General features: G+C 64.3%; 18 protein-coding genes. 16 read left to right on the top strand and 2 right to left on the bottom strand.

The window, feature by feature from the left end; translation table 11 throughout:
• Positions 1–28 precede the first annotated feature (28 nt).
• The 9 genes from ACPUD7_RS16010 (at position 29) to ACPUD7_RS15970 (ending at position 9,906) form a co-directional block, all read left to right on the top strand.
• Positions 29–508, top strand: a complete 480-nt coding sequence (locus ACPUD7_RS16010) for an NUDIX hydrolase (protein WP_135542433.1) — start codon at positions 29–31, stop codon at positions 506–508.
• Between the two features lie 107 nt (positions 509–615).
• Positions 616–1,368 carry a YebC/PmpR family DNA-binding transcriptional regulator gene (locus tag ACPUD7_RS16005; RefSeq protein WP_135542435.1) on the top strand — a complete coding sequence of 251 codons (753 nt, stop codon included), beginning with the start codon at positions 616–618 and terminating at the stop codon, positions 1,366–1,368.
• Complete coding sequence (ruvC, locus tag ACPUD7_RS16000; protein WP_135542437.1) at positions 1,368–1,964, top strand: crossover junction endodeoxyribonuclease RuvC; 597 nt, start codon at positions 1,368–1,370, stop codon at positions 1,962–1,964. Before ACPUD7_RS16005 ends, ruvC begins: the two co-directional genes overlap by 1 nt.
• 108 nt (positions 1,965–2,072) lie before the next feature.
• The gene (gene ruvA, locus ACPUD7_RS15995; protein ID WP_135542439.1) at positions 2,073–2,669 is read left to right on the top strand and encodes a Holliday junction branch migration protein RuvA; all 597 of its coding nucleotides are present in this window, start codon (positions 2,073–2,075) and stop codon (positions 2,667–2,669) included.
• Positions 2,670–2,719: 50 nt separating this feature from the next.
• On the top strand, positions 2,720–3,763 hold the full coding sequence (ruvB, locus tag ACPUD7_RS15990) for a Holliday junction branch migration DNA helicase RuvB (RefSeq protein WP_135542462.1): 1,044 nt from the start codon (positions 2,720–2,722) through the stop codon (positions 3,761–3,763).
• An 81-nt stretch (positions 3,764–3,844) separates the two neighbouring features.
• A complete protein-coding gene (locus tag ACPUD7_RS15985; protein WP_240690106.1) occupies positions 3,845–4,381 on the top strand; it encodes a preprotein translocase subunit YajC in 537 nt (178 codons plus the stop codon).
• Between the two features lie 38 nt (positions 4,382–4,419).
• Entirely contained in the window at positions 4,420–6,576 is a 2,157-nt protein-coding gene (gene secD / locus ACPUD7_RS15980; protein ID WP_240690108.1) for a protein translocase subunit SecD, read from the top strand.
• Complete coding sequence (gene secF, locus ACPUD7_RS15975; RefSeq protein WP_425120457.1) at positions 6,573–7,589, top strand: protein translocase subunit SecF; 1,017 nt, start codon at positions 6,573–6,575, stop codon at positions 7,587–7,589. Before secD ends, secF begins: the two co-directional genes overlap by 4 nt.
• A 19-nt stretch (positions 7,590–7,608) precedes the next feature.
• Positions 7,609–9,906, top strand: a complete 2,298-nt coding sequence (locus ACPUD7_RS15970) for a RelA/SpoT family protein (RefSeq protein WP_425120456.1) — start codon at positions 7,609–7,611, stop codon at positions 9,904–9,906.
• Here the strand turns inward: ACPUD7_RS15970 and ACPUD7_RS15965 are convergent.
• Both ACPUD7_RS15965 and ACPUD7_RS15960 read right to left on the bottom strand, forming a co-directional pair.
• On the bottom strand, positions 9,885–10,439 hold the full coding sequence (locus ACPUD7_RS15965; protein WP_425120455.1) for a hypothetical protein: 555 nt from the start codon (positions 10,437–10,439) through the stop codon (positions 9,885–9,887). The genes ACPUD7_RS15970 and ACPUD7_RS15965 overlap by 22 nt on opposite strands.
• 142 nt (positions 10,440–10,581) lie before the next feature.
• Complete coding sequence (locus ACPUD7_RS15960) at positions 10,582–11,934, bottom strand: DUF349 domain-containing protein (RefSeq protein WP_425120454.1); 1,353 nt, start codon at positions 11,932–11,934, stop codon at positions 10,582–10,584.
• A gap of 119 nt (positions 11,935–12,053) precedes the next feature.
• Here ACPUD7_RS15960 and ACPUD7_RS15955 point away from each other — a divergent pair, with 119 nt between their 5' ends.
• From ACPUD7_RS15955 to ACPUD7_RS15925, 7 genes are all read left to right on the top strand, one after another.
• Positions 12,054–12,698 carry an MBL fold metallo-hydrolase gene (locus ACPUD7_RS15955; RefSeq protein ID WP_135542448.1) on the top strand — a complete coding sequence of 215 codons (645 nt, stop codon included), beginning with the start codon at positions 12,054–12,056 and terminating at the stop codon, positions 12,696–12,698.
• 132 nt (positions 12,699–12,830) lie between these two features.
• Complete coding sequence (gene hisS / locus ACPUD7_RS15950; protein WP_135542449.1) at positions 12,831–14,165, top strand: histidine--tRNA ligase; 1,335 nt, start codon at positions 12,831–12,833, stop codon at positions 14,163–14,165.
• A gap of 58 nt (positions 14,166–14,223) precedes the next feature.
• Positions 14,224–16,008: an aspartate--tRNA ligase gene (gene aspS, locus ACPUD7_RS15945; RefSeq protein ID WP_135542451.1), complete on the top strand. Its 1,785-nt coding sequence runs from the start codon at positions 14,224–14,226 to the stop codon at positions 16,006–16,008.
• Entirely contained in the window at positions 16,008–17,441 is a 1,434-nt protein-coding gene (locus ACPUD7_RS15940; protein ID WP_135542453.1) for a replication-associated recombination protein A, read from the top strand. Before aspS ends, ACPUD7_RS15940 begins: the two co-directional genes overlap by 1 nt.
• Before the next feature lie 64 nt (positions 17,442–17,505).
• The gene (locus ACPUD7_RS15935) at positions 17,506–18,669 is read left to right on the top strand and encodes a sensor histidine kinase (protein WP_167854501.1); all 1,164 of its coding nucleotides are present in this window, start codon (positions 17,506–17,508) and stop codon (positions 18,667–18,669) included.
• On the top strand, positions 18,666–19,361 hold the full coding sequence (locus ACPUD7_RS15930; RefSeq protein WP_135542456.1) for a response regulator: 696 nt from the start codon (positions 18,666–18,668) through the stop codon (positions 19,359–19,361). The genes ACPUD7_RS15935 and ACPUD7_RS15930 overlap by 4 nt, the downstream gene beginning before the upstream one ends.
• Before the next feature lie 619 nt (positions 19,362–19,980).
• On the top strand, positions 19,981–20,436 hold the full coding sequence (locus ACPUD7_RS15925; RefSeq protein ID WP_240690110.1) for a cation:proton antiporter: 456 nt from the start codon (positions 19,981–19,983) through the stop codon (positions 20,434–20,436).
• The last annotated feature ends 63 nt before the right edge of the window (positions 20,437–20,499 follow it).

Below are 20,499 nucleotides of genomic sequence, written 5' to 3'. Positions count from 1 at the left end.
TCCCCTCGTCGTCGACCACTGGAGAACCATGAAACCTCGTAAAGCCTCAAGGGTCGTATTACTCAATGAGCGCGACGAGGTTCTCCTGATCAGGGCCCAGGATCTGCTGACCCCGAGTCACCAATGGTGGATGACTTGTGGCGGCGGCTCCGAACTCGGCGAATCGGCCGCACAGACGGCGGCTCGCGAACTCGCCGAAGAGACCGGCATCGAATGCGAGCCGCACGAACTCATCGGCCCCCTGGCCACGCGTGACGAGGTCTTCAAGTTCACCGAGAAGTCACTGCGTCAGCTCGAGACCTACTTCGCGTTCCGGACGGCAGAGGACATCGAGCTCGAAGATGCGGTGTGGACGGACATCGAGAAGCGCAGCCTGCTGGAATTCCGGTGGTGGACCCGTGACGAACTCATGGCGACGACCGAAACGATCTATCCGAAGAATCTGCTCAGCCTCATCGATCTGGCGACGACCGGATCCGTGCCCGAGGTGCCGTTGGTCATCGACTGATGCGGGGCCACCCGCACCGTTGAAGCGGCGGGGACGGGCCCGGGCAGAGCGGAGAGCCTCGAGGAGCGTATAGACTTGAGAGGCTGTAACTACAGGAAGGAACACCAGTGGCAGGTCATTCCAAATGGGCAACGACTAAGCACAAGAAAGCGGCCATCGATGCCAAGCGCGGCAAACTCTTCGCCAAGCTGATCAAGAACATCGAGGTTGCGGCTCGCAACGGTGGACCTGACCCCGACGGCAACCCGACGCTCTTCGACGCCATCCAGAAAGCGAAGAAGAACTCGGTCCCCGCAGACAACATCACCCGCGCGGTCAAGCGCGGAGGCGGCCTCGACGGCTCGGGCGTCAACTACGAGACGATCATGTACGAAGGCTACGCCGATGGCGGAGTCGCCCTCCTTATCGAATGCCTCACCGACAACCGCAACCGTGCCACCTCCGAGGTCCGCGTGGCCGTGACCCGCAACGGCGGTTCGATGGCCGACCCGGGCTCGGTGACGTACAACTTCAACCGCAAGGGCGTCATCATCGTCAACGCCGCGGAGACCGACGAAGAATCGATCCTCCTGGCGACCATGGACGCCGGTGCCGAAGAGGTCAAGGACGAAGGCGAGAAGTTCGAGATCATCTGCGAGGCCACCGACCTCGTGGCTGTGCGGACGGCACTCGTCGACGCCGGCATCGACTACGACTCGGCCGAGGCCTCCTTCGTGCCTGGGCTCGAAGTCAGTCTCGATGCCGAGACCGCGCAGAAGGTCTTCACCCTCATCGATGCGCTCGAAGACTGCGACGACGTGCAGAACGTGTACTCGAACGCCGATGTCAGCGATGAGGTCCTCGCCGAACTCGACGCCTGATGCGCATCCTCGGCGTTGATCCCGGACTCACCCGCTGCGGGCTCGGTGTCATCGACACCCTGCCCGCACGGAAGGTGAAGATGGTCGCCGTCGACGTGCTGCGGACCCCGTCCGCGGACTCCGTCGACCTGCGCCTCGGATCCATCGCCGAGGCGTTCGACCAATGGTTGGACACCTACCGACCGGACGTCGTCGCCATCGAACGGGTCTTCGCCCGCAACGACGTCTCGACGATCATGGGCACAGCGCAGGTGTCCGGGCTGACGATGGGACTGGCCGCCCGCCGTGGCCTGCCCGTGGCCATGCACACGCCCTCGGAAGTCAAAGCCGCGACCACGGGATCCGGTCGCGCCGATAAGAAGCAGGTCACCACCATGGTGACGCGGATCCTCGGGCTCGACTCCCCGCCGAAGCCCGCCGACGCCGCGGATGCACTGGCGATCGCCATCTGCCATTCCTGGCGCGGGGCGCTGTCGGCGCAATCGACTCCGGGCAAGAACAAGGACCTCACCGAACGCAAGGCCGGCGGTCGGGAGGGCTCTGGGCTGACGAAGGCCCAGCAGCAGTGGGCAGACGCCATGCGCAAGGCCAAATAGTCGCCGGAACCAGCGGCATCGCGGGGTCTCTGGCGTGCCGGGACGAACGGTCAGCAGCGTTACTGCTAACCTGGATTCGTACACGTGTTCCCACCTGAAAGGCAGTCCGTGATCAGTTTCCTCAGCGGTACGGTGCATCGGATCGCAGCTGACCACCTCGTCGTGCTCACCTACGGGGTCGGCCGCAAGGTCCACGTCACCCCCGACACCCTGGCGAGCACCCGACACGGTGCGGAGATCGAACTGGTCACCAGCCTCGTGGTGCGCGAAGACTCGATGACGCTCTACGGTTTCGCCACCGAAGACGAGAACCACACCTTTGACGTCCTCCTCTCCATCTCCGGCATCGGCCCCCGCCTGGCCATGGCGATCCTGTCCGTTATGGGCCCCGACGAGCTCGCCGCCGCGATCGCGAATCAGGATGCGAACGCGCTCACCCGGGTTCCCGGCATCGGGAAGAAGGGCGCATCGCGGATCATCCTCGAACTCGAGAACAAGCTGCCGAAGCTCACCGCCTCGAGCCCGGGACCGACCCTGTCCTTCGGCGGCGGCAACCAGCAGGTCGTCGACGCCCTCGTGGGACTCGGGTGGAAGGAAGCACAGGCCGAGCAGGTCGTCGCCGACGTCGTCGAGGAGACCGGTGCTGAGGCCGGGACCTCCGTCATCCTCAAGGCCGCGCTCAAGGTGCTGGGTGCGAAGAAATGACCGGATCGTTCGAACCCGGAACAGGCGGCGATGGTGTCGACTCCTATGAGATGGAATTCGGCGATCAGTCGATGACCGGCGCCGAACGCGACCGTCTCGTCTCCGGGCAGGCCGAGACGGCCGAACGCGACGCCGAGGCGGCACTGCGCCCGAAGGGCCTGGCCGACTTCATCGGTCAGCCCCAGGTGCGCGAACAGCTCTCACTCGTCCTCGACGCGGCGAAGGCCCGGCAGAAGGCCCCCGACCATGTGCTGCTCTCCGGCCCACCCGGGCTCGGCAAGACCACACTGGCGATGATCATCGCCCACGAGATGAACGCGAGCCTGCGTGTGACCTCCGGTCCGGCCGTCCAGCACGCCGGGGACCTCGCGGCCATCCTGTCCTCACTCGAAGAGGGCGAAGTGCTCTTCATCGACGAGATCCACCGGATGGCGCGCGCTGCCGAAGAGATGCTCTATGTGGCGATGGAGGACTTCCGCGTCGACGTCATCGTGGGCAAGGGACCCGGAGCCACTGCCATCCCGCTCGACCTCCCGCAGTTCACTCTCGTCGGAGCCACGACCCGCTCCGGACTGCTGCCGGCGCCGCTGCGTGACCGTTTCGGTTTCACCGCACTCCTCGACTTCTACTCCAGCGTCGATCTGCTCACCGTGCTGCAGCGTTCGGCCCGGATGCTCGGCATCGAGGCGGATCTCGCCGGGCTGAAGGAGATCTCCACCCGCTCCCGTGGGACCCCGCGCGTTGCGAATCGGCTGCTGCGTCGCGTCCGCGACTGGGCGCAGGTGCGCGGCAGCGGCGTCATCGACGAGGAGGCCGCGGTGAATGCGCTGCGTGTCTACGAAGTCGATACGCTCGGGCTCGACCGCCTCGATCGATCTGTCCTCCACGTGCTGTGCAAACGCTTCGGCGGGGGGCCGGTGGGTCTGGGAACACTGGCCGTCTCCGTCGGAGAGGAAGCCGATACCGTCGAAACGGTGTCCGAGCCGTACCTCGTGCGCGAAGGGCTCATCAGCCGCACTCCACGCGGACGTGTGGCCACCTCGGCAGCCTGGAAGCATCTGGAAATGCAGATCCCAGCAAACTATGAGTACTGAACCCCGCAAATGAGTTCGCCTTGGACAGTGAGGACGAACTAAGCTGGTTCACTGGTTCATTCATATGAAAGGCTGATATCTGTGGATTTGTTGATCCCTCTTGCGCTTGCCGCGCTGCTGATCTTTTTCCTATTCAATTCTCGACGTAAGCAGAAGGCGCGTGCGGAGCAGATCAAGACGGGTCTGGTGCCCGGAGCGACCGTGATGACGACCTTCGGCGTCTTCGGCACCGTGCTGTCGATCGACGAGGAGAGCAACCAGGTGACCATCGAATCGGGTCCCGGCACCGTTCTGCGCGTCCACCGCCAGGCCATCGGCCAGATCGAGAACCCCGAGGCTGCCGCCGCAGCCCCCGTCGACGCTCCCGTCGCCGACGCTGCTGAGACGGACGTCGATGTCGACGACCAGGACGAGAAGCCGGCGATCACCGATGCCGAACTCGACGCCATGAACGCACGCAAGCGCGCCGAACAGGATGCCCCTGACGACGATGCCGTCGCCGCCGAGGACGATGAGGCCGCGGCCTCCGACTCCGATGCCGGGGACTCGGCTGAGGCCGAAGACGCCGCCGAGGCGGATGCCGAGTCCTCCGATTCGGACTCCGACAAGAACAACTGACTCGTCCTCGCACTCTGCTCCCAATCGAAAGCTGAAACGTGTCCGATATCGAAGAAAAGCCACGTCCTGGTTTGCGCTTCCTGTGGCTGACGATCATCACCTTGGTGCTTGCCGGCATCATCGCCGCCGGTGTCATCTGGTCGAACGCCACGACGTCTCCGAAACTCGCCCTCGACCTCGAGGGCGGAACGTCGATCATTCTGGAACCGCAGGTGTCCAAGGGCACGGACATCAGCAAGGAGCAGCTCGACCAGGCCGTGGCGATCATCCGCCAGCGCGTGGACTCGACCGGGGTCTCCGAAGCCGAGATCACGACGCAGGGCGACCGCAACATCATCGTCAACCTGCCGGGCAACCCCGATGAAGAGACACGCAACCTCGTGCGGTCGTCGGCTCAGCTCGTGTTCCGCCGGGTGGCGCTGGTCGGTGACCCGCGCTCCCAGGAGCAGATCCAGAAGGAGCAGGAGCAGAGCGGCGACAAGGGCGAGAAGTCCGACGGCGATGATGGGCTGAGCGACGAAGAGCGCAAGCGCATCGAGGACCTCACCGGCAAGGACGGCCAGGGCGACGCTCAGGGCGAGGACCAAGCTCCGGAAGGCGGCGGCGAAGTCGCCAAGGCAGGAAGCGTCTCGTCGACGGACACCGAGGCGGCCGCGAAGTCGAAGGCCGCCGAACCCTCCGGTTCGGCCGGCACTTCGGCGAAGGACGGCGAGTCGAATCAGTCGAAGAAGGTCACCGATTCGACTCCGCGTCCGCTGTTCGATCCTGAGAAGGATGCGAGCGAATGGCAGTCCGAAGACATCATCAAGGAATACACGGAGCTCGACTGCTCGGATCCGAAGAACCGCACCGGCGGCGAACAGGAGCCGGCGGACAAACCCGTGGTCTCCTGCTCCGAAGACGGTCAGGCCAAGTACATCCTCGGTCCGGTGGAACTCTCCGGTGACCACCTCGCGGATGCGAACTTCGGCTACGCAGCGGGAGCCAACGGCGTGCAGACGAACAAGCCCGCCGTGAACCTCTCCTTCGACGCGACCGGGCGCGAGATCTTCAAGCAGATCACCTCGGACATCACCGGAAAACAGCAGCCGTACAACCAGTTCGCCATCGAACTCGATGGTCTTGTGCTCTCCGCGCCGACCTCGAACGCCGTGATCACTGACGGCAAGGCCGAGATCTCCGGCAACTTCACCCTCGATGAGGCGCAGACGCTGGCCAACCAGCTGAAGAACGGCTCGCTGCCGCTGAGCTTCCAGGTCCAGAGCGAAGACCAGATCTCTCCGACTCTGGGATCGAACTACCTGAAGATCGGTCTGCTCACCGGTCTCGTCGGACTCATCCTCGTCGTCATCTACTCGCTCCTGCAGTACCGTGTGCTCGGCCTGGTCACGGTGTCGAGCCTCGTCGTCGCCGGCGTGCTCACCTACCTGCTCCTGCTGCTGGCCTCCTGGAGATACGGCTATCGCCTCTCATTGGCGGGTGTCGCCGGCATCATCATCGGCATCGGCATGGCGGCGGACTCGTTCATCGTCTACTTCGAACGAGTGCGAGACGAACTGCGCAGCGGGCGCAATCTGCTCTCGGCAGTCGAAGTCGGCTGGGATCGTGCCAAACGCACGATCTACGCCTCGAAGGCTGTGAACATGCTCGCCGCGGTCATCCTCTACATCCTCGCGGTCGGTTCGGTGCGCGGCTTCGCGTTCACCCTGGGACTGACGGTGATCATCGACGTGCTCATCGTCTTCCTGTTCACCCACCCGATGCTCCAGGTGCTCTCACGCACGAAGTTCTTCGGTGAAGGACACCCGATGTCCGGTATGGATCCGCGTCTGCTCGGAGTCAAACCCGCCGCCTACCGCGGTGCGCTCAACCTCTCTGTCGACGACAAGGACAAATCCCCGGAGGCCAAGCGCCGTGAGAAGGCCCGGATGCGCAAGGCCGGTCTCGACAGTGGAAGCGAGGCGGTGGAAGCCGACTCGGCTGCCGGCGATGCGGCGGTCGAGTCCGAAACGACGAAGACAGCCGCGAAGGCCGAGCGGACGACTGAGAAGAAGCCCGCCGGCAAGAAGCGCAAGACCGGAGCGGTCGCTGCCGGCGGAACCATCGCCGAACGGAAGGCGGCCGCCCGTCGGGCAGCCGAAGAGGAGGCCGCCGAAGACTCGGCGGCCGACGAAGGCAAGGAGGCTGACAAGTGAAACGGTTCTTTGCCTGGGGCAACCGGCTCCACAGCGGCGAATCATCCATCCCGTTCGTCGGCAAGGCGAAGCTGTGGTTGGGCATCGCCGGGGTCCTCGTGCTCCTCTCTCTGCTCGTGCCGCTCATCTTCGGCTTCAACTTCGGCATCGCCTTCAAAGGCGGATCGCAGTTCCAGGTCGACCACGTCACGAACACTTCAGCGAGCAAGGGCGAAAGCCTCGTCAGCGACGTCGTTCCCGGATCCGAACCGCGGCTGACACCGACATCCGACACCGCGGTGCAGATCGAGACGAACCAGCTCACGGATGCGCAGATGCAGGAAGTCCGCGACGCCCTCGTCGCCGGCTACGACATCAAGCCCGAGGAGGTCACCTCGACCTTCGTCGGCCCCGAATGGGGCAAGGACGTGACCTCGAAGATGATCCGGGCGCTCGTGATCTTCGTGGGCATCGCGCTCATCGTCATGGCCCTGTACTTCCGGACCTGGAAGATGTCGATCGCGGCCATCGTCGGTCTCTTCGCCGTGATGATCGTGACGATGGGCATCTACTCGGCCACCGGCTTCGAAGTCACGCCCGAAGCGATCATCGGCTTCCTCACCGTCTTGAGCTTCTCGCTGTATGACACGGTCGTGGTCTTCGACAAGATCCGCGAGAACACCGCCAGGTTCGGGGACAAACGCAACCTGAAGTTCTCCGAACTCGTCAACCTCGGTGTCAATCAGACGACGGTGCGTTCGATCAACACCTCGATGGTCTCGGTGCTGCCGATCGCATCGATCCTGTTCCTTGGCGTGTTCCTCCTCGGTGCCGGAACGCTGGTCGATATCTCGCTGTCCCTGTTCATCGGTACTATAGTGGCAGCCGCTTCGACGCTGTTCGTCGCGAGCCCGCTCTACGCCCTGCTCCGGTCGAACGAACCGGCGGTCAAAGCGCAGGAGCAGGCCGTGCGTGAACTACGCTTGAAGAACGGGGAAGCAGACGTCCCACCGGTGATTCACGCCGAAGTCTGACCCCGAGAGAGGAGATGTTGTGGCTTCGTCCGCTGAATCGCGCCGTCCGCGAGGCATCTCCCGCTTAGCCTGGTGGGCGGCCAGGGCACAGAACAACCCTGGCTACCCCCGAGTGCTCGGCCCGATGATCAGGGCCCTGCAGTCGAACCATCCGAAAGCGGACATCGACCTCGTCGTACGCGCCTACAAGGTCGCCGAGGAGGCTCACCGCGGGCAGACCCGGAAGTCCGGTGACGCCTACATCACCCATCCGATCGCCGTGGGCACGATCCTCGCCGAGATCGGCATGCTGCCGGTCACGCTCGCCGCCGCGCTGCTGCACGACACCGTCGAAGACACCTCGTACTCGCTCGAGGAGCTCACCGAGGAATTCGGGTCCGAGGTCGCGGCCATGGTCGACGGGGTGACGAAGCTCGACAAGCTCACCTACGGCCAAGCGGCTCAGTCCGAAACCGTGCGCAAGATGATCGTGGCGATGGCCAAGGACATCCGCGTTCTCGTGATCAAGCTCGCCGACCGTCTGCACAACGCGCGCACCTGGCGTTTCGTCCCGGCTTCGTCGAGTACGAAGAAGGCCCGAGAAACACTGGACATCTATGCTCCGCTGGCGCACCGGCTGGGCATGAACACGATCAAATGGGAACTCGAGGACCTCTCCTTCCAGGTCCTTCACCCGAAGGTCTACGACGAAGTCGTCCGCCTCGTGGCCGATCGTGCCCCCGAACGCGAGAAGTACCTGGCCACGGTCTCTGACGAGCTGCAGGGCGAGCTCAAAGAGGCCGGGATCGAATCGGCGATCACCGGGCGGCCGAAGCACTACTATTCGATCTACCAGAAGATGGTTGTCCGCGGACATGAATTCGCCGACATCTACGATCTCGTCGGCGTCCGTGTGCTCGTCGAGTCCGTGCGCGAATGCTATGCGACTCTCGGCATCGTCCACGCCCGCTGGAACCCTGTTCCCGGGCGGTTCAAGGACTACATCGCGATGCCGAAGTACAACATGTACCAGAGCCTGCACACAACGGTGATCGGCCCGGGCGGCAAGCCCGTCGAAATTCAGATCCGCACCTACGAGATGGACCGTCGGGCGGAATTCGGCGTCGCCGCGCACTGGAAGTACAAGGATCTGAACAAGTCGTCGAAGGCCGCGACGTCGAACACCGCCCGGTCGGTCAAGGTCTCCGACGCCGGAGCGGTCGATGACGCGGCCTGGCTGCGTCAGCTCCTCGACTGGCAGCGGGAAGTCAGCGACCCCGACGAGTTCCTCGACAGCCTCCGCTACGAGGTGAACTCGAAGGAAGTCTACGTCTTCACGCCCAAGGGCGATGTGATGAGCCTGCCGGCCGATGCCACCCCGATCGACTTCGCCTATGCCGTGCACACCGAGGTCGGACACAAGACCATGGGAGCCCGCGTCAACGGCCGCCTCGTCGCACTCGACACCGAGCTGAAGAACGGCGACTCCGTCGAGGTCTTCACCTCGAAGGACGAGAACGCCGGGCCCAGCCGCGATTGGCTCGGCTTCGTCAAGAGCCCGCGGGCCCGCAGCAAGATCCGCCAATGGTTCTCAAAGGAACGCCGCGAAGAGGCGATCGAGAACGGGCGCGAACAGCTGGCCCGCGCGATGCGCCGCCATTCGATCTCCGCCGCCTCACTGATGAGCCAGGAAGCCCTGCAGATCGTGGCCACGGAGATGCGTCTGCCCGATGTCAGCGCCCTCTATGCCGCGATCGGAAACGGGGTGTCCTCGGCTCAGCACGTCGTCGACCTGCTGGCGAAGGAAGTCGGCGACGATGACGAAGAGGTGGTGCTGCCGCCGGAACCGCGCAACCGCACCGGCCAGTCGTCGGGTCATCACTCATCGTCCGAAGGAGTGACGGTCAAGGGCGTCGACGATGTGCTCGTCAAGCTCGCCCGCTGCTGCACTCCGGTGCCCGGGGATGAGATCCTCGGCTTCGTCACCCGCGGTTCGGGTGTCTCTGTCCATCGTGTCGACTGTCCGAACGTCGCTTCTCTGAAACGGGAGCCCGAACGGATGGTCGAGGTCGCCTGGGGTGAGAAGACCAGCGGCATCTATCTCGTGCAGATCCAAGTCGAAGCGCTTGACCGCTCGGGTCTGCTCTCCGACATCACGAAGGTGCTCACCGAAACGCATGTGAACATCCTCTCGGCCTCCGTGGGCACCTCCCGGGCACGGGTGGCGCAGTCGAAGTTCGTGTTCGAGATGAGCGACGCGAGCCACTTGGACACCGTGCTCTCCGCCGTGCGGAAGGTCGAGGGCGTCTTCGACGTCTACCGCATCTCCGGCGGCTGAGTCCGCCGGTCGAGCGCCTGCCGCATCTGGGCGACGAACGGTCGGCGAGTGACAGCGGAGAGATACTCGCGGAATCGGCGGGCCAGACCGTCCGGGACCTCATCGAGGATGCCGCGCAGACTGTGTGCCACCTCGTTTCCGGGGTGCCGGAAGTGCGGGAAGAGCAGATCGTAGAGGGTCCGCTCCTCCGTTGTGATCGGCAGACCGTCGATGCGCAGCCATTCGTCATCGGCGATTGCGATCTCGTGGACGTCGACACCGTCATCGGCGACCCAGCGTCGCCGCGGCACGGTGATGAAGCTGAGCAATGACGGAGCCCTCCCGAGCCCCCGGTGGACCCACCAGGCGCTGTCATGGGAGAGGGCAAGCCCGGGAGGGATCGCCGAGTGCAGCGCCGCCATCCTGTCGGCGGGGGAGAGGATCGCCCCCTTGCGCACCCACGTCGATTCGGTGAGCCGGATGAGCAGACCGTCGAGCGTGAGCTCCGTGAGCTGCTCGTACCCGTAGTCACGCAGATGAAACAACGCCTCCATACTCCGACTATCGTCGGGTACGGAGGCGCTGACAAGACCCGCCGCCGGGCCTGTGGACAGTCACCGACTCGACCACCTGTGCCTGTGGACAGTCACTCAGCGGCCGGCCCGGGCCAGGCCGGAGCAGTTGAGGGTCGCGGTCTCAGTCGAGTTCGGCCGCCGTCTGCGCGAGCTGGTCCCGCCACGCGCGCCGGGCCTCGAGGGCTTCGAGAGCCTCGGCGACGGCCTTGTCGTCGCCGCCGGACTTCGCGTCCTCGAGCTTCTTCTCGAGTTCGACGATCGACTCATCCAGCTGGCTCAGAGCCCCCGAAGTGCGCGCCTTCGTCTCCGGGTTGCTGCGCTGCCACGCGGCCTCTTCGGCTTCGGCGAGGGCACGTTCGACCTCACGCAGGCCGTTCTCCATCCGTGAGATATCCGCGCGGGGAACCTTCCCGGCCTCTTCCCATTCGTCCTGGATGCTCCGCAGCTGCTTCTTCGCCGCCACCGGGTCCGTGATCGGCAGCAGCGCCTGTGCCTTCTTCAGCAGCTCCTCCTTGACGACGAGGTTGCCCTTGAACTCCTCGTCGAGCGCGGCGTTCTCGGCATCTCGAGCGGAGAAGAACACATCCTGTGCTGCACGGAAACGTGCCCACAGGGCATCGTCGTCCTTGCGCGAAGCCCGTGGAGCCGCCTTCCACTGGCTCATGAGTTCTTTGTACCTCTGGGAGACTGTGCGGAAATCGGTCGACGCGGACAGCGACTCCGCCTCGGTGACGATCTTCTCCTTGATCCGCTTGCCCTCGGCATTGAGTTTGTCGAGTTCGGCGAAGAACTCCTTGCGCTTGTGTTCGAAGGTGTTCCGGGCCTGCGAGAATCGTCCCCACAGTTCCTGGTCGACGGCACGCGGCAGACGCGGACCGCTGCGCTGCATGTCCTTCCACTGCGCGAACAGCTCCCGCAGCCGCGCCCCCGACTGCTTCCACTGGATCTTCGCGGGGTCCTGTTTGGCGAGGGCCTCGGCCTCGGCGACGAGCTCCTCACGGTCCTCCGCGGCCTGCAGCTTCGCCGCCTGGGCGCGTGCCGCCTGCTTCGACTCCGTGGCTTCGGCATCGGAGACGAGTGTGTCGAGAGTCGCGCTGAGACCCTTGAGATCACCGACGACATTGGCTTCGGGCAGCGTCTCCTGCAGGGACTTCGCCGCGGATACGATCTCCCGGCCGGGGGCCCCGGCCGAAAGGCGGTTGCGCAGCAGCACGGCGCTTTCGGCGAGTTCGACGTACTTCTTCGCGAAGTACTCGAGTGCCTCTTCGGGTGTGGCGTCCGGGTACTGGCCGACGGGACGCTCGCCGTCAGAGGTGGTGACGAACACATTGCCCTCGGCATCGGCACGACCATGTGTCACCGCGCGAGCCACCTCGGCGTCGTGGTCGATGTGGTTGGCACCGACCACCTGCGCGGCCTGCGGGCGAGGCAGGGACGACGGACGGGGGGTCGGCTTCGGTGTCGGGGTCGACATGGTTCTCACCTTGTTTCCATCGGTCGAACCGGCGGGGCTTTCCACCCGCCGATCACTCGATTACGGGATAGACGTTATCCCAGCATAACCATCAGCGTGCCGGTAGATAGACTTTGCACATGGATGTGTTCTCAACCCGTGCCGAATTCCTCGATGTCAACTGCTACGCCGTGCGTGCCGCCGGCGGCAGCGACTGCATTCTCATCGACTCCGGCTACGACTGCGCCCCCGGACTCGACCGCCTCCTGGTCAAGGAGGGACTCGAACCGCGAGCGATCTTCCTCACCCACGGGCACCCGGACCATATCCTCGGCCTGAGGAATGTGCTCGCCCGGTGGGATGTTCCCGTCCACCTCGGCGACGCCGACCGATACCGTTTGGACGATCCTGCATCGACACTCAACCCGCAGTTCGCGGCGATGCTCGCTCCTCTCGTCCAAGACTGGCACGCACCGGAGGTCATCGACGTCGCCGACGCCGAGAGCTTCGAATTCGCTGGTCTGACGGTCACGGCCCTGGCCGCACCCGGACACACGGAAGGATCGATGCTGCTGCGCGTCACCGACGGAGACGAGGAGATCATCTTCACCGGAGACGTCGTCTTCGCCGGAGCCATCGGCCGAGTCGATCTGCCCGGGGGAGACGCGCAGGCGATGCGGGAATCGCTCAAGGCCTTCGCGACACTGCCCGACGTGCCGATCTATCCTGGACACGGCCCGTCCTCGACAGTCGGACGCGAATTGGCCTCGAACCCGTTCTTCTGACACCGCGGGGACCGAACCCGCACCGGCAGAGGCGTCCTCCGCACCTGTTCATATCGACCGCAGAACCGCTGAGCAGCGACACTCAGCACCGATACACCGACACTCAGCACCGAACCGAAAGCAAGGAGCACCATGGCGAAGTCAGCCCGTCTGTCCGGATTCCCGGAACGACTTCCGGCCGAACGCGTGATCGAGAAGACCATCATCGACACCCTCGAACACACCTTCGCCCTGCACGGGTTCTCCGCGCTGAGCCACCGGGCGGTCGAACCGATCAGCCAACTGGCCAAGGACGGAGAGATCGACAAGGAGATCTTCGCCGTCTCCCGCCTGCACTCCGAAGGCACCGAACGCAACCCGCTCGGTCTCCACTTCGATCTCACGGTGCCCCTGGCCCGGTACATCGCGGACAACGCGAACGAACTGAGCTTCCCGTTCAAAGCCGCGCGCATCCAGCCCGTCTGGCGCGGCGAACGCCCCCAGGCCGGCCGCTACAGGGAATTCATCCAAGCCGATATCGACGTCATCGCCGACGGCGAACTGCCCGGCCACTTCGAGATCGAGATCCCGTTGGCCGTCGCCGATGCCTTCTCCCGACTCGCACCACTGGGCGTGCCCGGCGTCAGGATCGTCGTCAACGACCGGCGGCTGCTCGAAGGCTTCGCCCGCGGCATCGGACTGACGAACATCCAAGCCGTTCTGCGCTGCCTGGACAAGTACGACAAGATCGGGCCCGAGGAAGTGGCGAAGCTGCTCGCCGTCGAAGCCGGAGCGGATGAGGAACAGCAGCAGCTGTGCCTGCGGCTCGCTGCGATCGAATCCGACTCCCCGGACTTCGCCGCAGAGGTCCGCGCACTCGGCGTCGAACACCCGCTGCTCGATGCCGGCCTCGAGTCTCTGACGACGCTGCTGACAGCAGCGGCGGAACGGGCTCCCGGAGTCGTCATCGCCCAACTCAAGATCGCCCGCGGCCTCGACTACTACACCGGTGCCGTGTACGAGACGCAGCTCATCGGGCACGAAGAGCTCGGCTCCGTGTCCTCCGGCGGCCGCTACGATTCGCTCGTGAGCGTGGGGAAGAAGACCTACCCGGGGGTGGGCATGTCCATCGGCGTCTCTCGTCTCATGGCGTTCATCCTCGGCGAAGAATCGGACGTCCGCGCCACCCGCGGCACCCCCTCGGCGGTCGTCGTCGCGGTCACCGATGATGCCAAGCGGGGTGAAGCCGATGCCGTGGCCAGCGCGCTGCGAGCCCGCGACATCCCGTGCGAGGTCTCACCGAACGCGGCGAAGTTCGGCAAGCAGATCCGCTACGCCGAACGTCGTGGCATCCCCTTCGTCTGGTTCACCGATGGAGAGTCCGGCCACGAGGTCAAGGACATCCGCACCGGCGAACAGGTCTCGGCCGATCCCGCTGCCTGGGCTCCCAGCGCCGACGACCTGTGGCCGCGGGTGTACAGGGCCTGACCCGCAAACGACTATCATTGTTCACGCGCCAGACCACATCATCACAAAGGAGCCTTAGGTGCTGCGAAGCCACGAAGCCGGAAGCCTGCGAGCCGCGAACGCAGGAGAAACCGTCACCCTCACCGGGTGGGTCGACCGTCGTCGCGATCACGGAGGTGTCGCCTTCATCGATCTGCGTGACGCTTCGGGAATCGTGCAGGTCGTCGTCCGCGAGGATGACGCCCACCAGCTGCGCAACGAAACCGTCGTCAAGGCCACCGGCACCGTCTCGATCCGCCCCGAGGGCAACACGAACCCGAATCTGCCCACCGGCGAGATCGAGGTCATCGACACCACCGTCGAAGTGCTCTCCGAGGCTGCGGCGCTGCCGTTCCAGGTCTCCGATCATGCCGAGGACTCCGGTGCCGTCGGCGAAGAGACGCGTCTGCGCTACCGCTACCTCGATCTGCGCCGCTCCGGTCCGGCGAAGACGATCCGCCTGCGCTCCGATGTCAACAAGGCTGCCCGGTCGGTGCTCGACGCGCACAGCTTCGTCGAGGTCGAGACCCCGACGCTGACGAAGTCGACCCCGGAAGGCGCCCGCGACTTCCTCGTTCCGGCTCGCCTCAAACCCGGCTCCTGGTACGCCCTGCCACAGTCGCCGCAGCTGTTCAAACAGCTGCTCCAGGTCGCCGGCATGGAACGCTACTACCAGATCGCCCGCTGCTACCGCGACGAGGACTTCCGCGCCGACCGGCAGCCCGAGTTCACCCAGCTCGACATCGAAGCCTCCTTCGTCGAGCAGGAGGACATCATCGCGTTGGCCGAAGAGATCCTCACCGCGCTGTGGAAGCTCATCGGCTACGACATCACCACGCCGATCCCGCACATCACCTACCACGAAGCGATGGAGAAGTACGGTTCGGACAAACCGGATCTGCGTTTCGGTCTCGAACTGCACAACCTCACGGAGTTCTTCGCCGACACCCCGTTCCGCGTCTTCCAGTCCGACTATGTCGGCTCCGTGGTCTACCCCGGAGGCGGATCACTGCCGCGCCGTCAGCTCGACGGCTGGCAGGACTGGGCCAAGCAGCGCGGTGCCAAGGGTCTGGCCTATGTCCTCGTGGCCGAAGACGGAACCCTGACCGGTCCCGTGGCGAAGAACATCTCCGAGGAGGAGAAAGCCGGTCTCGTCTCCGCCGCGGGCGCCGAACCGGGCGACGCGATCTTCTTCGCCGCCGGCGAGCCGAACTCCTCCCGCGCCCTGCTCGGCGCCGCGCGCAATGAGATCGCTTCACGCACCGGGCTGATCAAGGACGGCGACTGGGCCTTCGTGTGGGTTGTCGACGCCCCGCTGTTCGAATCGGCCGCCGATGCTCAGGCAGCCGGAGACGTCGCTGTCGGCGGGGGGCAGTGGACGGCAGTCCACCACGCATTCACCGCCCCGAAGCCCGAGTTCCTCGACAGCCTCGAATCGGATCCGGGTGCCGCTCTGGCCTATGCCTACGACATCGTGTGCAACGGCAACGAGATCGGCGGCGGCTCCATCCGCATCCACCGCAAGGATGTGCAGGAGCGCGTATTCACGATCATGGGCATCTCCGAGGAGGAGGCGCAGGAGAAGTTCGGGTTCCTCCTCGAAGCGTTCAAGTTCGGTGCGCCCCCGCACGGCGGCATCGCCTTCGGCTGGGACCGCATCGTGTCCCTGTTGGCCGGAGTCGATTCGATCCGTGAGGTCATCGCCTTCCCGAAGTCCGGCGGTGGATTCGATCCGCTCACTCAGGCTCCGGCTCCGATCACCGACGAGCAGCGTGCCGAGGCCGGCGTCGACTACGAACCGGAAGACGACGACACCGAGGGCTGATGAGCCAAGAACCGAATCTGTTCTCCGACGGCCCGGACCAGGACGCCCCTGGTCCGGGCTTCGCCGGTTCCTCCGGTGCCTCCCAGGCTCGTGCCCTCGACCCTCTGGCCGTGCGGATGCGTCCGCGGACTCTCGAAGAAGTCGTCGGTCAGGAGCACCTGACGTTCCCCGGATCCCCGCTCAACCAGCTCGTCGAAGCCAGCGGGGGAGACCGGGCGGGGGCCTCCTCGGTGATCCTGTGGGGGCCACCAGGAGTCGGGAAGACGACCCTGGCCCATGTCATCTCCCACGCACCCGGACGGACGTTCGTCGAGCTGTCGGCGATCACGGCCGGAGTCAAGGACGTGCGCCAGGTGATCGAGAACGCCCGCCGCGAACGGGAGATGTACCAGCGCACCACGGTGCTCTTCCTCGACGAGATCCACCGCTTCTCCAAGGCACAGCAGGACGCACTGCTGCCGGCGGTGGAGAACCGACTGGTCGTCCTCGTCGCCGCCACCACGGAGAACCCCTCGTTCTCCGTCATCTCGCCGCTGCTGTCCCGGTCCCTGCTGCTGACTCTGCGTCCGCTCGACGATGAGGCGGTGGGCAGGCTGCTCGACCGTGCAGTCGAATCGGACCGGGGACTGGCCGGACAGTTCGAACTCGCCGAGGAGGCGCGGACGTTCATCGTCCGCATCGCCGGAGCCGATGCGCGCAGGTCACTGACCGTGCTCGAAGCTGCGGCCGGAATCGCCGCCGCTCAAGGTGAGCGTGGGCCAGCCGCGGATTCCGCCATGGACGCGGCAGAGGCGCCGATCCTCATCACCGAGTCCGCCTGCGCCGAAGCCAGCAGCGAGACCGTGCTGCGCTACGACAGGAACGGCGACCAGCACTACGACGTGGTCTCGGCATTCATCAAATCGATCCGCGGCTCCGATGTCGACGCTGCCCTGCACTACCTCGCGCGGATGATCGTCGCCGGCGAGGACCCGCGTTTCATCGCCCGCCGCGTCGTCATCTCCGCGGCCGAGGACATCGGCATGGCCGACCCGCAGGCGCTGCCCATCGCGGTGGCCGCCTCGACGGCAGTGCAGAACATCGGCATGCCCGAAGGCAGGATCCCGCTGGCCGAGGCGGTCACCTACCTGGCCATGGCCCCGAAATCGAACGCCAGCTACCGGGCACTGGATGCCGCCATCGCCGATGTCAAGAACGGTCTGGCCGGCCAGGTGCCCACGCACCTGCGCGATGCCCACTACCCAGGAGCCAAGGAACTCGGCCACGGCGAGGGCTACAAGTACTCCCACGACTATCCCCACGGAGTCGCAGACCAGGAGTACCTGCCCGAGCCCCTGCGTGGCAAGCGCTACTACTCTCCGACGGGCAACGGAATGGAACGCAGCATGGCTGAGAGGCTCGAGAACCTCAGAGCGATTCTCGGACGCGGATGATTTCACTCTCGGGTGGGATGCCCGAGAAGCCCTGCGAGGAGAAGATTGGACCATGAATCGCTTTATGACTCTTCTCCAGAGGATTCTCTTCGTCATTCCGGCCGCCATAGCAGGCTTGCCAGTGCTATTCGTGGTCTTTACATACTTCTTCGTGGACGATCCCGTGTTGACCGTAATCGGCGTCGTCGGGCTGATTGCCAGTGTGGCCCTGTGCTTCCTGCCGGTGATTCACAGAGGCGAGAAATCGCTGGCATCTGAGCTGCTAGGCACCGATGTTGATGAAGACGGTGCCTACCGAAACAGCGCGATCTTTGCGGGCCTTCACCTCCTTGCTGGGACGTCCACGGTGATAGCGGTGTGCCTAATTCCTGTGGCTATCGGAGAGCTCTCATGGCGACTCAAAGACGCATTCTCTGGGAAATGGGCGACTTCAACGGCTGTCGAACTGCTCATGGGGACAGTTCTCGACTCTCCATTTCGAGTGCTTCTGTTCGTCGTCTTCGCCGGTGCCATATCCTATTCCGTCGTTTTCTTCATCGGATGTGCTTTTCTGGCTTCACGGGTCCTCGGCAGGAGTCTCGAGGACAAACTCGCAGAGAGCGAAGCCGATCGCAAGAGACTGGCGATTCAGAATGAGTTAGCCCGCGACATCCATGACTCAGTTGGTCACGCATTGACGATTGCGAGTCTGCAGGCCGAGCGCGGCCGCGCCAGAATCGATGTCGACGCAGGAGACGCAAAGGATGCATTGTCAACCGTTCTGTCTGTGTGTCAGCGAGCTCAGGCAGACCTTGACGATGTCCTGAGGGTCCTCCGCACTGGAGCGCCTCGCAGCAGCACTCAGGTGAAGGATCTGCGCAGCATCGGTGATCTGATCGATGAGGTCCGCAATGCCGGTCTCGTCGTCGATGCGGCGATACCGCTCAATCTCGACGTCGCCGAGGACCGTCTGCCTGTTCTCTACCGAATCGTCCAGGAGGCACTGACCAACGCTATGCGGTACGCGCGTCCGCATGAACTTCGCCTAAGAATAGAGAACAGCGCCGATGGGCTTCGAATCGTCGCTGAGAACCCGGTAGATGGAGGAACCGATAGTGGTGTCGGCAAGGGATTGCAAGGTATCGAGGCTCGCGCGCTTCTGCTCGGCGGATCATCTTCGGCTCACGTCGTTGCGGGGTGGTTTGTGCTGGACGTAAGACTTCCTCACCTTGAGGAAGTCCCTGCATGATCGATCTGCTGATCGTCGACGACGAGCCTCTCATTCGGTCAGGTCTCTCTGGGGCCCTGAGCCAATTTCCGCACCTTCGAATCGTCGGCGAAGCTGAAGACGGCGAGACAGCGGTCACCGCAGCGCGACAACTTCGCCCTGACGTTGTTCTCATGGACGTCCGAATGCCCGGAAGAGATGGACTGAGCGCAACGAAGGAACTGACCGATGACAGGTCGTTTTCAGGCACGATCCTTGTGCTCACCACATTCGACTCGGATGACTACGTCTACCAGGCGATGGCTCTCGGCGCCCGGGGTTTCCTCCTCAAACGGTGGCCGATCGCCAGAATCGCGGATGCGATCTCCATAGCGTCCGCAGGAGAGAGCGTCGTGTTTCCTGATTCGCTTGCCAGGATCGTTGCTGACCACGGCTCACCGCCGAAGCGAAGTTCGGGTGAAATCGAGGCGGAGCTCACACCGCGTGAACAGGTTGTTCTTAAACAAGTGGCTGCCGGTCTTAACAATGCGGAGATCGCGGAACGTCTTCACGTCACTGTGGACACCGTGAAGTCTCAAGTCAGCAGTGTCCTGCTCAAACTCAACGTACGGGACCGCACGCAGGCTGTCATTCGTGCTTTCGAATCCGGTTTCGCGGCCGCGGAATCAGGATCTGACCGATCGGCGGAAGCACGACTCTCTTCGCGGCGATGAGGTTTCCGATGACACGACCGGGATCGGTCATCTCACCGCAGGCGTTCAGCTCATCGAATTCTGCAATCGACATCTCCACGCTGTGGGCAACCTCCTGCGAAACATCGGTCACCCCTGCACCGATTCTCACCCGCTGGCAGAAAGAGGGGCATCCTGACAGGTCCCGCATCTAAGATCCTGGCCGAAGCTGTACCTGTGCTCGAGGTGGAGAGGACGGAATCCGATCTCTTCCCCGTCTCGCGGCGATCGGACCCTCGCACCGTTCGGCCGCACCACTCGGGAGGATCGAAGATCCGGCGACCAAGCAAGTGTCTGTACTGCCGGGTCAGGCGCAGTCGACCCCGCGTTCGTGTTGCTGAGCAGTCCGACCCCGCAGGAGTGGGATCCGTTGAACTCGTACCGAATCCGTTCGCAGGTGTGCAGGGTCAAGTCCGTCGTTCTAGCTGAACCGAACGAATCGGTCGTAGACATGCCGCTTGGAGTCAAGAGTTGACCTTCCACGGTGGATCTTCCTTGGTCGAAACCTAGCCCTACCACTTTGGGCCTCTGGCACGATAGTTTGGAAACTGACTGCGAGTTGCTGGGCAATCGGCGTGGTCCGAGACTGAGGAGGCGCGACGTGGCAGATATCGTCATCACGATCGCCGCCGCGCTTGCGCTGGGACTCATCGCCCATGAGCTGCGCATTCCGCCGCTCGTCGGATTCCTCGCGGCCGGATTCCTCCTGCACGTCTTCGGCTTCACCGCCTTCGCGGGACTGCAGCAGGTATCGGACATCGGAGTCGTCCTGCTGCTGTTCACGATCGGACTGAAATTCGATCTGCGCTCCCTGCTCCAACCCGAAGCCCACGGCACCGCTGCGTTGCACATGATCACGGTGGTCCTCCTCGGTGCCGGGACGATCGGAGCTGCCGCAGCCATCGGCATCGTCAGCGTCGGCGGGGGACTGGGCACCTTGGCGCTGCTCGGCTTCGCCCTCTCGTTCTCCTCCACGGTGCTCGTGGTCAAAGTGGCTCTTCGTAATCGAGAGTGTGGGTCAGGGATTTTCAGACACGGCGAGTCGCTGCTCAGATAGGCGTCGAGGTCTTCCGATGATGGAAGTTCCTACACCGTCCATCCGAAAGACCTCGACATGGCC

It is taken from the genome of Brevibacterium sp. FAM 24630 (assembly GCF_049804075.1).
GTDB lineage: Bacteria > Actinomycetota > Actinomycetes > Actinomycetales > Brevibacteriaceae > Brevibacterium.
This window is presented reverse-complemented; position numbering and strand designations above follow the sequence as displayed.

Bases quoted from the DNA above. Each gene is read 5' to 3' on its own strand.
- ACPUD7_RS15935 (WP_167854501.1), top strand. From the start codon at position 17,506: ATGACTCTTCTCCAGAGGATTCTCTTCGTCATTCCGGCCGCCATAGCA.
- ACPUD7_RS15930 (WP_135542456.1), top strand. From the start codon at position 18,666: ATGATCGATCTGCTGATCGTCGACGACGAGCCTCTCATTCGGTCAGGT.
- hisS (WP_135542449.1), top strand. From the start codon at position 12,831: ATGGCGAAGTCAGCCCGTCTGTCCGGATTCCCGGAACGACTTCCGGCC.
- ACPUD7_RS15960 (WP_425120454.1), bottom strand. From the start codon at position 11,934: ATGTCGACCCCGACACCGAAGCCGACCCCCCGTCCGTCGTCCCTGCCT.
- ACPUD7_RS15965 (WP_425120455.1), bottom strand. From the start codon at position 10,439: ATGGAGGCGTTGTTTCATCTGCGTGACTACGGGTACGAGCAGCTCACG.
- ruvB (WP_135542462.1), top strand. From the start codon at position 2,720: ATGGAATTCGGCGATCAGTCGATGACCGGCGCCGAACGCGACCGTCTC.
- ACPUD7_RS15955 (WP_135542448.1), top strand. From the start codon at position 12,054: ATGGATGTGTTCTCAACCCGTGCCGAATTCCTCGATGTCAACTGCTAC.
- ruvC (WP_135542437.1), top strand. From the start codon at position 1,368: ATGCGCATCCTCGGCGTTGATCCCGGACTCACCCGCTGCGGGCTCGGT.
- ACPUD7_RS15940 (WP_135542453.1), top strand. From the start codon at position 16,008: ATGAGCCAAGAACCGAATCTGTTCTCCGACGGCCCGGACCAGGACGCC.
- ACPUD7_RS16010 (WP_135542433.1), top strand. From the start codon at position 29: ATGAAACCTCGTAAAGCCTCAAGGGTCGTATTACTCAATGAGCGCGAC.